Source organism: Buchnera aphidicola (Ceratoglyphina bambusae), assembly GCF_039363085.1.
Classification (GTDB): Bacteria; Pseudomonadota; Gammaproteobacteria; order Enterobacterales; family Enterobacteriaceae; genus Buchnera_G; species Buchnera_G aphidicola_E.
In genome coordinates, this window is the sequence record NZ_CP134982.1 from 353,514 (window position 1) to 367,816 (window position 14,303).

Sequence of the window (14,303 nt, forward strand, 5' to 3'; positions counted from 1 at the left end):
ATGTTAATATTTTTTTTTAAAATAAAAATATTGGAAAAAAAAATAAAATGAAAAAAGAAAAATATTCATTTAAGTCTGAATCAAAAGAATTATTAAATTTAATGATACATTCTTTATATTCTAATAAAGAAATATTTATAAGAGAATTAATATCAAATGCATCAGATGCAATAGAAAAAGATAGATTTATAAATGTTTCTCAAAATAATTCTAATGATTTAAAAAAAAATTATGAAATAAAAATAAATCTAGATGAAAAAGAAAATAAAATAAAAATTAAGGATAATGGAATAGGAATGGATAAAAATGAAATAATTAAAAATCTAGGAACTATAGCTAAATCAGGAACAAAATCATTTATAAAATCTATAAAAAATAATAAAAATAACAATTTAATAGGAAAATTTGGAGTTGGTTTTTATTCTTCTTTTATAGTATCTAAAAAAGTTTATGTAAAAACTAAATCTGTAAAAAATAAAGATAAAAATACAGGAATAATTTGGAAATCTAAGGGAAATGGAGAATATACTGTAGAAAAAATAAAAAAAAAAAATACTGGAACTGAAATAATACTATTTTTAAAAAATTCAGAGAAATATTTTACAAATTATTATAATATAGAAAGAATAATAAAAAAATATTCTGATCATATTAATATTCCAATAAAAATTAAAAGATATAATGAAAAAAATAAAAAAAATGTTTGGAAACAAATTAATTCAGCAAAATCCATTTGGACAATTGACAAAAAAAATATTGATAAATATGAATATATAAGCTTTTATAAATATATAACAAACGACACTAATAATCCTATAACTTGGATTCACAGTAAAGTAGAAGGAAATCAAGAATATATAAGTTTATTATATATACCATCAAAAGCACCATGGGATATTTGGAACAGAGAACAAAACAAAGGTCTTAAACTATATATAAATAAAGTATATATAATGGATAATGTAGAACAATTTTTACCTAATTATTTAAGATTTGTGAAAGGAATTGTTGATTCTAAAGACCTTCCATTAAATATCTCAAGAGAAATATTACAAGAAAACAAAAATATAAATATTATAAAAAAAACTATTACTAAAAAAATATTAAATGTATTAAAAAATATTAATACATATAAATATGAAATTTTTTGGAAAGAATTTGGAGCTATAATAAAAGAAGGAATTGCTGAAGACATAGAAAATAAAGAAAATATTGCTAAATTATTATTATTTTCTTCTTTAAAGACAAAAAATAAAAATACATACATATCATTAAAAAAATATATAAAAAACATTAAATCTGATCAAAAAAAAATTTATTTTATAACTGCAGATAATTATAAAACAGCAAAAAATAGCCCTCATTTAGAAATGTTTAAAAAAAAAGATATAGATGTATTAATATTACATGAAAGAATAGATGAATGGATGATGAATTATTTAACAGAATTTAAAGGAATTCAATTTCAATCAGTAAATAAATTTGATGAATCTTTAAATAAAATAATAAATTCTAAAGATAAAAAAAATAAAGAATCAAATACAAAATTAAAAGATTTAATAAAAAAAATAGAAAAAATATTATTTAATAAAATAAAAAAAGTTAGAATTACATACAGATTTTCAGAAACTCCAGCAGCATTAACAACAGATTCTAATGAAATGAGCACTCAAATGGCTAAATTATTTTCTGCAGCTGGACAAAAAGTGCCAAAAATAAAATATATTTTTGAAATAAATCCTGATCATAAATTAATAAAAAAAATATCTAAAATTAAAAATAAAAAAGATATTAAAACATGGATAAAAATGTTATTTGATCAAGCTCTTTTAAATGAAAAAGGATCATTACAAGAACCTAATAAATTTATAAAAAGAGTAAATTCATTGTTAATTAAACAAACTTCTAAAAAAAATTCTTTATAAAAAAAGTTACGTATAAAAATACATTATGAAAATAATTCTTTTAGGAGCGCCTGGAAGCGGAAAAGGAACTCAATCAAAATTTATTTCTAATAAATATAATATAAAAAAAATTTCTGTAGGTGAAATATTCAGAAAAAATTTAAAAAAAAATGATAACATTAAAAAAAAAATAGATAATGGAGAACTTATAGAAGATAAAATAGTTGTAAAATTAATAAAAAAAAGAATTTTACAAAAAGATTGTTCTAATGGATATTTATTAGATGGATTTCCGAGAACTTTAGAGCAAGCAAAAAATGTATATTTAAAAAATATTAAAATAGATTATATAATAGAATTTTTAGTCGATGATAATATATTGTTAAAAAGAATATCTGGAAGATTAATACATGAAAAATCAGGAAGAACATATCATAAAATATTTTCACCACCTATAATAAAAAATAAAGATAATATTACTGGAGAGAATTTAAAAAAAAGGAAAGATGATAAAATTAATATAGCAAAAAGTAGATTATTAAAATATAAAATAGAAATAAAAAAAATAAGAAAATATTTTATGAAAAAGTTTAAAAAAAAATATTACAAAATAAATGGAAATTTTGATGAAAATAAAACAATGGAAAAAATATTAAAAATAATAAAATAAAAAATTTGCACTCTACAAGATTCGAACTTGTGACCCACGGCTTAGAAGGCCGTTGCTCTATCCAACTGAGCTAAGAGTGCATTAATTTATAAAATATAAGAATGCATTTTTTTTATAAAATTTGCAAGAACTTTTTAATAAATATATTATTAACACATTTTAAACTTTTAGAGAAAAAGATGTTAAAAAAAATAATAGATGGAAAAAAAATATCAAAAAAATTACAAGAAAAAATTTGTCTAGAAGTAAAAAAAAAAATAAAATTTGGTAATAGACCTCCTGGAATAGCTGTAATATTAGTAGGAAATGATTCTTCTTCAAAAATATACATAAGAGAGAAACAAATAGCATGCAAAAAAGTAGGATTTGTATTAAAATGCTGGAAATTACAAGAAAATACAAAAGAAGAAAAAATATTAAATTTAATAAATAAGTTAAATAAAGATTTAGAAATAGATGGAATATTAGTACAATTACCTCTACCAAAACATATTAATACAAATAATATATTATGTGCTATATCTTATAAAAAAGATATAGATGGATTTCATCCATATAATATAGGAAAACTATGTCAAAAAAATCCTAACATTAGAGCTTGTACGCCAAAAGGAATAATAACTTTATTAAAAAAATATAAAATTAATACATGTGGATTGAATGCAGTAATAATAGGAGACTCTAACATAGTAGGAAAACCTATGAGTATGGAACTATTAATGTATGGTTGTACTACTACCATAACACACAAATTTACAAAAAATTTAAAAAAACACACTAAAAATGCAGACTTATTAATTGTAGCTATAGGAAAACCAAATTTTATAAAAAAATCTTGGGTGAAAAAAAAATCAATAATATTCGATGTAGGAATAAATAGAATGAAAAATGGAAAAATCATTGGAGACGTAAATTTTAAATCAGTGTATAAAAAAATATCTTATATAACCCCAGTACCTGGAGGGGTTGGTCCAATGACCGTAACATCATTATTAGAAAATACCATGTTGATATATAATAAAAATTATAAAATTTAATAAAATTTCAATTATTTATTTTCCAAAAAGTATTATTATAACTATCTTCTAAAATAATGCCAAAAGAACTAATTTTATTTCTTATTAAATCAGATTTAATCCAATTCCTTTTTTTTCTACAAAAATTTCTTATTTTTATTAAAATGTTAATTTTATATATAGAAATTCTTTTTTTATAAACTTTAAAATTATATTCTCTAAAAAAAATGTCAGAAGATAAAAAAAATAATCCTAAAATTTTTCCTAAAAATTTCAATTTTGTTGCTAAAATATTTGCATTTATTACATTATTTTTTTTTTCTATATTTATTTTTTTAGAAATGTCAAATAATATAGATATAGCTTTAGGTGTATTAAAATCGTCATCCATAGACTTTTTAAACTTTTTTTCAAAATATTTAGATTCTTTATTATCATAATTATATTCTTTAGTATTAAGTATTGCATAATATAATCTTTCCATAGATAATCTAGCAATTTTAAAACTATCATTTTTATAAATTAAAGGCTTCCTATAATGAGATGATAAAAAAAAATATCTTATAGTTTCTGGATCATAATCTAAAATAGCTTGTTTTAAACTATAATTATTTCCAATAGATTTAGACATTTTTTTATTGTTTAAAATTAATAAACCAGAATGCATCCAATAATTAACATATTTATCATTATTTAAAAAACAAGAAGATTGAGATCTTTCATTTTCATGATGAGGAAATAATAAATCATAACCACCTCCATGTATATCAAATAAATTTCCACAATATTTATAGCTTAATGCAGAACATTCAATATGCCATCCTGGTCTTCCTATGCCCCAAGGTGATTTCCATAAAAAATTGTAATTATACGCGCTGCTTTTAAACTTTTTTAAATCTTGTATTTTCCACAAAACAAAATCTAATTTTTTATTTTTATTTTTTTTTATTTTATAACTCTTTAAATTCTTTATTACTTGATTAGAAAGTTGTCCATACTTTTTAAAACTAGATATAGAAAACATTACATCTCCATTACTAGATATATAAGCATGATTTGATAATAATAATTTTTCTATAAACTTTATTATTATTTTTATATTTTCTGTGACTCTAGGCTCTACATTAGGAGGAATAATATTTAAATTATTAAAATCAGAATGCATATCTTTAATCATTCTTTTAATAAATATTTTAATATTTGCTTTATTTTCTATTAATCTATTAATAATTTTATCATCTACATCTGTTATATTTCTGACATATTTTACTTTATAACCAATGTGTTTTAAGTATCTAATTATCATATCAAAAACAACAAAAGTTCTTCCATGTCCTATATGACATATGTCATAAACTGTTATTCCACATACATAAATATAAACTTTATTTAAAAAAAATGTCTTAAAAGTTTCTTTAATATTTTTTAAAGCATTAAAAATTTTAAGCATATAATATTGTATAAAATTAATTTAAAATTTTTTATAATAAAAAAAATATATATTAGTATATCCATACTAAAAATAAATTAAAAAATTTATTATAATATATATATTTTAACAACTTTTTAAACTTATATATTTATATAATAAAAATTTATAAAAATAAAACAAATAATATAAAAACTAAAATCCTGGCAATTTCCTACTCTCACACAAGGATGCCTTGCACTACCATTGGCGTTGAAATGTTTCACTTCTGAGTTCGATATGGATTCAGGTGGTACCATAACACTATATTGCCAGGATTTTATAAAATATAGTTTAAAAAAAATTATGCATAATATTTTTATTTAACAGAATAAAACAAAACTAATAAAACATTTTTGGTGTTGTAAGGTTAAGCCTCTCAGGTAATTAGTACTAGTTAGCTTAACATGTCACCATGCTTACACACCTAGCCTATCAACGTTGTAGTCTACAACAACCTTTAAGTAAATTAATAAAATTATTAATTTAGGGAAGACTAATCTTAGGGTAAGTTTCGTGTTTAGATGCTTTCAGCACTTATCTTTTCCGTATTTAGCTACCGGGCAATGCAATTGGCATCACAACCCGAACACCAGCGGTGCGTTCACTTCGGTCCTCTCGTACTGGAAGCAATCCCCGTCAATTTTCCTGCGCCCATGGCAGATAGGGACCGAACTGTCTCACGACGTTCTAAACCCAGCTCGCGTACCACTTTAAACGGCGAACAGCCGTACCCTTGGGACCTACTTCAGCCCCAGGATGTGATGAGCCGACATCGAGGTGCCAAACACCGCCGTCGATATGAACTCTTGGGCGGTATCAGCCTGTTATCCCCGGAGTACCTTTTATCCGTTGAGCGATGGCCCTTCCATTCAGAACCACCGGATCACTATGACCTACTTTCGTACCTGCTCGAACCGTCGCTCTCGCAGTCAAGCCAGCTTATGCCATTGCACTAACCTCATGATGTCCGACCATGATTAGCTAACCTTCGTGCTCCTCCGTTACTCTTTAGGAGGAGACCGCCCCAGTCAAACTACCCACCAGACAGTGTCCGCGACCCGGCTTACGGATCTGCGTTAGAGCATCAAACATTAAAGGGTGGTATTTCAAGAACGGCTCCACGCAGGCTGGCGCCCGCATCTCATCGCCTCCCACCTATCCTGCACATCAAGGTTCAATGTTCACTGTCAAGCTGTAGTAAAGGTTCACGGGGTCTTTCCGTCTTGCCACGGGTACACCGCATCTTCACGGCAATTTCAATTTCACTGAGTTCCGGGTGGAGACAGCCTGGCCATCATTACGCCATTCGTGCAGGTCGGAACTTACCCGACAAGGAATTTCGCTACCTTAGGACCGTTATAGTTACGGCCGCCGTTTACTGGGGCTTCGTTCAGGAGCTTCACCTTGCGGCTAACCCCATCAATTAACCTTCCAGCACCGGGCAGGCGTCACACCGTATACGTCCACTTTCGTGTTTGCACAGTGCTGTGTTTTTATTAAACAGTTGCAGCCAGCTGGTATCTTCGACTGATTTCACCTCCGTCCGCAAGGGACTTCAACTATCATCAGCGTGCCTTCTCCCGAAGTTACGGCACCATTTTGCCTAGTTCCTTCACCCGGATTCTCTCAAGCGCCTGAGTATTCTCTACCTGACCACCTGTGTCGGTTTGGGGTACGATTGCATATAACCTGAAGCTTAGAGGCTTTTCCTGGAAGCTGGGCATCAGTTACTTCAGTACCTTAGTACCTCGTCATCGTACCTCGGTGTATCAGTGGCCGGATTTACCTAACCACACACCTACATACTTAACCCGCCTATTCCGACAGACGGTAAACCTGGCCTTCTCCGTCCCCCCATCGCAGTTATACACAGTACGGGAATATTAACCCGTTACCCATCGACTACGCCTTTCGGCCTCGCCTTAGGGGTCGACTCACCCTGCCCCGATTAACGTTGGACAGGAACCCTTGGTCTTCCGGCGAGCGGGCTTTTCACCCGCTTTATCGTTACTTATGTCAGCATTCGCACTTCTGATACCTCCAGCGGCTCTCTCAAACCCCCTTCAACGGCTTACAGAACGCTCCCCTACCCAATATACTTGCGTATATTGCCGCAGCTTCGGTGCATAGTTTAGCCCCGTTACATCTTCCGCGCAGGCCGACTCGACTAGTGAGCTATTACGCTTTCTTTAAAGGATGGCTGCTTCTAAGCCAACCTCCTAGCTGTCTGAGCCTTCCCACCTCGTTTCCCACTTAACTATGACTTCGGGACCTTAGCTGGCGGTCTGGGTTGTTTCCCTCTTCACGACGAACGTTAGCACCCGCCGTGTGTCTCCCACGCTCTACTCATCGGTATTCGGAGTTTGCATCGGGTTGGTAAGCCGGGATGGCCCCCTGGCCGAAACAGTGCTCTACCCCCAATGGTAATACGTGAGGCGCTACCTAAATAGCTTTCGGGGAGAACCAGCTATCTCCCGGTTTGATTGGCCTTTCACCCCCAGCCACAGGTCATCCGCTAATTTTTCAACATTAGTCGGTTCGGTCCTCCAGTTAGTGTTAACTAACCTTCAACCTGCCCGTGGCTAGATCACCGGGTTTCGGGTCTATACCCTGCAACTTAACGCACAGTTAATACTCGGTTTCCCTGCGGCTCCCTTATTCAGTTAACCTTGCTACAGAATATAAGTCGCTGACCCATTATACAAAAGGTACGCAGTCACCCCTATAAATACGGGCTCCCACTGCTTGTACGTACACGGTTTCAGGTTCTGTTTCACTCCCCTCGCCGGGGTTCTTTTCGCCTTTCCCTCACGGTACTGGTTCACTATCGGTCAGTCAGGAGTATTTAGCCTTGGAGGATGGTCCCCCCATATTCAAACAAGATTTCACGTGTCTCGTTTTACTTTTTGAGTATATATAATTTCAATTTTCGTATACTGGGTTATCACCAATTATCACCAATTTTTCCAAATTGTTCTACTAACTAAAATTAATATTTATAACTCTAGGCTTTTCCCATTTCGCTCGCCACTACTAAGGGAATCTCAATTGATTTCTTTTCCTCAGGATACTAAGATGTTTCAGTTCTCCTGGTTTGCTTTTTTAATCTATATATTCAATTAAAAATGATGATTTTATTCATCGGGTTTCCCCATTCGGATATTATCGGTTAAAACGTTTCTTATCAACTTACCGATACTTTTCGCAGATTAGCACGTCCTTCATCGCCTCTGACTGCCAAGGCATCCACCATATACGCTTTAATGCTTAACCTTACAACCCATAAATGTCTTATTTATTTTTAATAAATAATACAAATTAAAAAGTTTTGTTAAATTCTGATTTTTTAAAGAGCATTATTATTAATTTAACTAAATAAAATTAAATTAACAATAATATAAAAAAATAATTAAAAAAAAGCAATATAGAAAATTATTTTACATTTGTCCCCTAGGGGATTTGAACCCCTGTTGCTGCCGTGAAAGGGCAGTGTCCTAGACCACTAGACGAAGGGGACTAAAATATTAAATATAAAAAATATTAATTTTCTAAAATTAAAAATTATAATACAATATTAATAGTACAGAATGAAAAAAAAGAGTCAAGTTATTTATTATAAAATTTTAAAAAAAAATAAATTTATATATTTTTTTGTAAAATCTTTATAGTTTTTTTTACATCTGGAAATTTTTTGTTCCATAAATAACATGAATAAGCAGCTTGACCAACTAACATTCCTATTCCATCTTTAACATTAATCGCTCCATTTTTTTTACACCATTTTATAAATGGAGTTTCTTTTAACAAATCAAAATATAAATCATAGCAAAAAACATTCTCAGAAATTATAGATTTTGGTATATTAGGAACACCCCCAAAAACACCACTAGACGTAGCATTTATAACTAAATCAAAATTGTTATTTTTTAAACATTCTTTTTTTAAACAAATTATATTTCCTATATTACAGAATTTTTTTTCCAAATTTAATGCTTTCAAAAAAGTTCTATTGTATATAAATACTATATTTTTATTTAATAATAAATAAGGTATAATTCCCTGTGCGGCTCCACCAGCACCTATTAAAAGTATCTTGCACTTTTTTTTTAAAAAATTTAATCTTCTTAAATCATAAATAATTCCTACCCCATCAGTATTATCACCCAATATATGTTTTTCATTAATTTTTTTCAGAGTATTTATAGCTCCGGAAATTTTAGCTTTTTTAGTTATATTGTCTACATATTTTAAAACTTCTGTTTTAAAAGGTAAAGTAATATTAGCTCCTAAATTGTCAGATTTTTTAAAAAAATTATCTAAAAATTTCTTTAAGCAATTCTTGGGAGTTAAAATTGTTTTATAGTTATAATTTAAATTAATTTGTTTAGAAAAAATTTTATGTATAATTGGAGATAAAGAATGATTGACAGGATTTCCAAATAAAGCATAATAATATTTTTTTCTATTATCCATTTCTTATATATTCTCCGTTTATAATGTTAATTATACTAGAAGGTTTTTTACTATGATCAACATATCCATTCATTATATAAATTTTATTTCCAAATTGTAATTTTATATCCTTTTTATTTTTACAAGGATTAAATCCACTTAAATTAGCACTAGTAGAAACTATAGCTTTTCCAAAATTTTTACATATCTTTTTTATATATTTATTTGAAGTTATTCTTAAAGCTACAAATTTTGAATTTCCTCTTATCCAAATAGGAACATTTTTATTAGCAGGATGTAAAAGAGTAAAAGGACCAGGCCATAATTTATAAAATTTATTTATATTTGATTCCGGTATATTTTTTTTAGAAATATATTTTTTTATTTGATCATATTCTGAAGATATTAAAATTAATCCTTTATTAATATTTCTTTTTTTAATTTTTAAAATAGACATTACAGCCTTTTTACTCTCAGGATCACAACCTAAACCAAATACAGAATCAGTAGGATATATAATTACTCTTTCATTACACAAATGTTCAATACATTTATATAAATTTTTTACATGCATAGTATAAACAAAATATTTTAATAAAAAATTAATTAAATATTACAATGTAACAAATATAAAAGTTTTTAGTTGATTTATTTTACAAATTATAAGACAATAACACAAATAAAAATTTTAACATGAAAATATAATAATTAAAATTAATAATATATAAAATATATTACATAATGAAAATATCAAAAATATTAAAATATCCAAATAAAAAATTAAGATATATATCTAAACCTGTTTTAAAAGTAAATAAAAACATTCAAAATATAATCAATCAAATGTTTAAAATAATGATATTAAAAAATGGAATAGGATTAGCAGCTATACAAGTAAATATACCTCTTCAAATAATTACAATAATAGATACAGAAAATTATAACAAAAAAATTACAATAATAAACCCTGAAATAATTAAAAAAAAAAAAAAAATAAGAAAACTTGAAGGTTGTTTATCTTTTCCAAATCAACAAGCAATAGTAACAAGATATAAATATATAAAAATAAAAGCTTTAAATTATTATGGAAAAAAAATTAAAATATCTGCTAAATCTTTGTTATCAAGATGCATACAACATGAAATAGATCATTTAATAGGAATACTATTTATTGATTATCTTTCTGATTTAAAAAAAAATATTATAAAAAATAAGTTAAAAAAAATTTATAAACGAAAAAATGAAAAGAAAAATTAATAAATCTTTAAAAATATTATTTGCGGGAACGACAAAATTTGCACAAAAACATTTAAAAGCATTAATAAAATCTAGACACAAAATTTCTCTAGTTATTACTAAACAAAACAAATTTTATAAAAAAAATATATATTCATCACCAGTAGAAAAAACATCTATAAAAAATTCTATTCCTACTATTTCACCTAAAAATATAGAAAATAAAAAAATAATAAAAATAATAAAAAAATATTTACCAGATATAATGATAGTAGTGGCATATGGAAAAAAAATACCTAAAAAAATAATAAACATGTTTCCATTAAAAGCTATAAATATACATCCATCATTATTACCAAAATGGAAGGGAGCTGCTCCTATACAAAGAGCAATATTAAATGGAGATAAAAAAACTGGAATTAGTACAATTTTAATAAATAATAAATTTGATTCAGGAGATATAATAAACAAAATAGATTGTAAGATAAGTAAAAAAGATACCTTTTTTAGTTTATCAAAAAAATTAGAAAAAATTGGTATAAAATCTATGTTTTTATCATTAATAAATATTTTTAAAAAAAATAAAATAAAAAAACAAAAACAAGAAATAAAAAATACTTATGCAAAAAAAATTGATAAATTAGAAACAAGATTAATATGGAAAAAATCAGTAAATTTTTTAGAAAGATCTATTAGAGCATTTTATCCTATACCAGGTAATTATTTTTATTTTAAAAAAAAAAGAATTAAAGTATTTAAATCAAGTATATCATTAAAATTTAAAAAATATTTATTTGGAGAAATATTAAAAGTTTCAAAAAATGGTGTTTATATAGGAGCAAAAAATGGATGTTTAATAATAAAAAAAATACAATTTCCTGGAAAAAAAATAATAAATTCTATAGAAATATACAATGGATATAAAAACTTTTTTAATGTAGGTGAAGTTATAAAATGATAAAAAAAATTCTGTAAATAATAGTTATATATAATAACTATTATTTATAGTATTTTAAATATAAAAATTATTTTTTCTGATTGTTTTTTAAAATATTATTTTTTTTTCTGTCTATTAACTCTATATATGACATCATAGCATTATCTCCATGTCTAAATCCACATTTTAAAATTCTAATATATCCCCCAGGCTTATTTAAAAAAAATGGTCCTATATCAATAAACAACTTTTTTACTAAAATATTATTTTGAATTTTAGAAAAAACTATTCTTCTATTATGAACAGAATCTTTCTTAGATAAAGTTATTAATTTTTCTGAAAATCTTCTTAATTCTTTCGCTTTAGAAAAAGTAGTTTTTATTCTTTCATGCTCAAAAAGAGAACAAATCATATTTCTTATCATTGCTTTAAAATGACTTCTAGATCTATTAAATTTTTTACCAGATTTTTTATGTCGCATAAAATATTCTCATATTTAAATATAATTTTTTTTTTAAAAAAAATAAATTATTCTTCTAACAAATCTTTTGGCGGCCAATTTTTTAAACATGTACCTAAAAATAAATTTCTAGAAGCTAATATATCTTTAATTTCTGTAAGTGATTTTTTACCTAAATTAGGAGTTTTCAATAATTCAATTTCAGTTTTTTGAACTAAATCACCTATATAATGAATAGATTCTGTTTTTAAACAATTAGCTGATCTAACAGTTAATTCTAAATCATCTACAGGTCTTAATAAGACTGGATCAAATTTAGGTTTTTTTTCTTTTATTACAGGTTTACTTAAATCTTTTAAATATATGAAAGATTCTAACTGATCAGATAAAATTGTAGCAGCATATCTTATAGCTTCTTCAGGATTAATAGTACCATTAGTTTCAAGAAATATTATTAATTTGTCTAAATCTGTTCTATGTTTAACTCTAGAAGATTCTACATTATAAGAAATATTATTTATAGGGCTATACCAAGTATCTAATAATAATTTCCCTATAGTAGGATTACTGTCATTATTAATTCTAGAAGAAGCAGAAGAATATCCTATTCCTTTTTCTATTTTCATCTTCATTTTTATAGAAGATTTTTTGGAAGTTAAATTACAAATTAAATGATTTGGATTTATTATTTCAATATCTCCATCATGAGAAATATCAGATGAAGTAATTTCTCCTAATCCAAATTTTTCTAATGTAACTACAGCAGAATCTTTACTATGTATTTTAACAGGTAATTCTTTTAAATTTAATAATATGTTTATAATATCTTCTTTTACTCCTTCTTTAAAACTATACTCATGTAATATACCGTCTATTTGCACTTCCGTTATAGCACATCCAGGAATAGAAGATAATAATATTCTTCTTAAAGCATTTCCTAATGTATGCCCAAATCCCCTTTCTAAGGGTTCTAAAGTAACTTTAGATTTATTAGTATTTATATGTTTTATATCAACTAATTTAGGTTTTAATAGTTTAGAAATAAAACTATGATACATAGAACCTCCATATTATCAAATTTAATAAACTATCATTTTGAATAAAGTTCTACTATTAAATGTTCATTAATGTCAGAAGACAAATCACTTCTTTCAGGATATTGTTTAAATACACCACTCATATTTTCTATATCTACATCCATCCATATAAGTTTTTCATATTGTTTAGAAATTTCTATAGAAGCTTTTATTCTAGACTGATTAATAGAACTTTTTCTTACACTAATTAAATCATTAATAGAAACTTGATAAGATGGAATATTAACTATTTTTTTATTAACTAAAATAGATTTATGATTTACTAATTGTCTAGATTCTGACCTAGTGCTGCCAAATCCCATTCTATAAACAACATTGTCTAATCTTCTTTCTAATAATCTTAATAAATTTTCTCCAGTATTACCTTTTAATTTAGATGCTTTTTTATAATAATTTCTAAATTGTTTTTCTAATATTCCATATAATCTTTTAACTTTTTGTTTTTCCCTAAATTGAGTTCCATAATCTGATATTCTAGACTTTTTCACACCATGCTGGCCCGGTAAACTAGACATTTTGCATTTTGTATCTATAGATCTTAATCCTGACTTCAAAAATAAATCAGATCCCTCTCTTCTACTTAATTTTAATTTTGGTCCTAAATATTTTGCCATATAATTTTATTATAAATCCTTAAAATAATTAATATTTATACTCTTCTTTTTTTAGGTGGTCTACAACCATTATGAGGTATAGGAGTTACATCAGTAATGTTAGTTATTTTAAAACCAATAGAATTTAAAGCTCTAATAGCAGACTCTCTACCAGGGCCTGGCCCTTTCACCATAACTTCTAAATTTTTTATATTATAAGATTTTACCACTTCAGCGCATTTTTCAGCAGCAACTTGCGCTGCAAAAGGAGTAGATTTTCTAGAACCTCTAAAACCAGACCCCCCAGAAGTTGCCCAACCTAAAGTATTACCCTTTTTATCAGTTATTGTAACTATAGTATTATTAAAAGATGCATGAATATGTACTATTCCATCTGTTATATATTTTTTTTTAACATTTTTTTTTTTTATTAAAGATTTCTTCATTTTTATTATATTTAACTCCAA

12 protein-coding genes, 2 tRNA genes and 2 rRNA genes are annotated in these 14,303 nt (G+C 26.3%); 5 read left to right on the forward strand and 11 right to left on the reverse strand.

Annotated features, from left to right (window positions below; translation table 11 throughout):
- The first annotated feature begins 47 nt into the window (after window positions 1–47).
- Together htpG and RJD23_RS01650 are read left to right on the forward strand one after the other, a co-directional pair.
- A complete protein-coding gene (htpG, locus tag RJD23_RS01645) occupies window positions 48–1,925 on the forward strand; it encodes a molecular chaperone HtpG (RefSeq protein ID WP_343188138.1) in 1,878 nt (625 codons plus the stop codon).
- A 25-nt stretch (window positions 1,926–1,950) separates the two neighbouring features.
- Window positions 1,951–2,574 (forward strand): adenylate kinase family protein, encoded by a 624-nt coding sequence (locus RJD23_RS01650; protein WP_343188139.1) that lies wholly within the window; start codon window positions 1,951–1,953, stop codon window positions 2,572–2,574.
- A gap of 6 nt (window positions 2,575–2,580) precedes the next feature.
- Here the strand turns inward: RJD23_RS01650 and RJD23_RS01655 are convergent.
- Window positions 2,581–2,654, reverse strand: a tRNA-Arg gene (locus RJD23_RS01655).
- A gap of 99 nt (window positions 2,655–2,753) precedes the next feature.
- Here RJD23_RS01655 and folD point away from each other — a divergent pair.
- Window positions 2,754–3,611, forward strand: coding sequence for a bifunctional methylenetetrahydrofolate dehydrogenase/methenyltetrahydrofolate cyclohydrolase FolD (gene folD, locus RJD23_RS01660; RefSeq protein ID WP_343188400.1), 858 nt, complete (start codon window positions 2,754–2,756; stop codon window positions 3,609–3,611).
- A gap of 7 nt (window positions 3,612–3,618) precedes the next feature.
- Here folD and cysS read toward each other — a convergent pair whose 3' ends face one another.
- From cysS to RJD23_RS01690, 6 genes are all read right to left on the reverse strand, one after another.
- Complete coding sequence (gene cysS, locus RJD23_RS01665; RefSeq protein ID WP_343188140.1) at window positions 3,619–5,040, reverse strand: cysteine--tRNA ligase; 1,422 nt, start codon at window positions 5,038–5,040, stop codon at window positions 3,619–3,621.
- Between the two features lie 180 nt (window positions 5,041–5,220).
- Window positions 5,221–5,335 (reverse strand): 5S ribosomal RNA (rrf, locus tag RJD23_RS01670).
- An 89-nt stretch (window positions 5,336–5,424) separates the two neighbouring features.
- Window positions 5,425–8,334, reverse strand: a 23S ribosomal RNA gene (locus RJD23_RS01675).
- A gap of 171 nt (window positions 8,335–8,505) precedes the next feature.
- Window positions 8,506–8,578, reverse strand: a tRNA-Glu gene (locus RJD23_RS01680).
- 122 nt (window positions 8,579–8,700) lie between these two features.
- The gene (gene aroE, locus RJD23_RS01685) at window positions 8,701–9,534 is read right to left on the reverse strand and encodes a shikimate dehydrogenase (protein WP_343188141.1); all 834 of its coding nucleotides are present in this window, start codon (window positions 9,532–9,534) and stop codon (window positions 8,701–8,703) included.
- On the reverse strand, window positions 9,527–10,087 hold the full coding sequence (locus tag RJD23_RS01690; protein ID WP_343188142.1) for a Sua5/YciO/YrdC/YwlC family protein: 561 nt from the start codon (window positions 10,085–10,087) through the stop codon (window positions 9,527–9,529). The genes aroE and RJD23_RS01690 overlap by 8 nt, the downstream gene beginning before the upstream one ends.
- Window positions 10,088–10,254: 167 nt before the next feature.
- Between RJD23_RS01690 and def the strand changes: the two genes are divergently transcribed.
- Together def and fmt are read left to right on the forward strand one after the other, a co-directional pair.
- Entirely contained in the window at window positions 10,255–10,770 is a 516-nt protein-coding gene (gene def, locus RJD23_RS01695; protein WP_343188143.1) for a peptide deformylase, read from the forward strand.
- Entirely contained in the window at window positions 10,754–11,707 is a 954-nt protein-coding gene (fmt, locus tag RJD23_RS01700; protein ID WP_343188144.1) for a methionyl-tRNA formyltransferase, read from the forward strand. Before def ends, fmt begins: the two co-directional genes overlap by 17 nt.
- Window positions 11,708–11,774: 67 nt before the next feature.
- Here fmt and rplQ read toward each other — a convergent pair whose 3' ends face one another.
- Genes rplQ through rpsK form a run of 4 tightly spaced genes read right to left on the reverse strand, consistent with a single transcriptional unit; the run spans window position 11,775 to window position 14,282 of the window.
- The gene (gene rplQ / locus RJD23_RS01705; protein WP_343188145.1) at window positions 11,775–12,167 is read right to left on the reverse strand and encodes a 50S ribosomal protein L17; all 393 of its coding nucleotides are present in this window, start codon (window positions 12,165–12,167) and stop codon (window positions 11,775–11,777) included.
- Between the two features lie 47 nt (window positions 12,168–12,214).
- Window positions 12,215–13,204: a DNA-directed RNA polymerase subunit alpha gene (locus RJD23_RS01710; RefSeq protein WP_343188146.1), complete on the reverse strand. Its 990-nt coding sequence runs from the start codon at window positions 13,202–13,204 to the stop codon at window positions 12,215–12,217.
- A gap of 32 nt (window positions 13,205–13,236) precedes the next feature.
- Window positions 13,237–13,857, reverse strand: coding sequence for a 30S ribosomal protein S4 (gene rpsD, locus RJD23_RS01715; protein WP_343188147.1), 621 nt, complete (start codon window positions 13,855–13,857; stop codon window positions 13,237–13,239).
- A 35-nt stretch (window positions 13,858–13,892) separates the two neighbouring features.
- Window positions 13,893–14,282, reverse strand: coding sequence for a 30S ribosomal protein S11 (rpsK, locus tag RJD23_RS01720; protein ID WP_343188148.1), 390 nt, complete (start codon window positions 14,280–14,282; stop codon window positions 13,893–13,895).
- Between the last annotated feature and the right edge of the window lie 21 nt (window positions 14,283–14,303).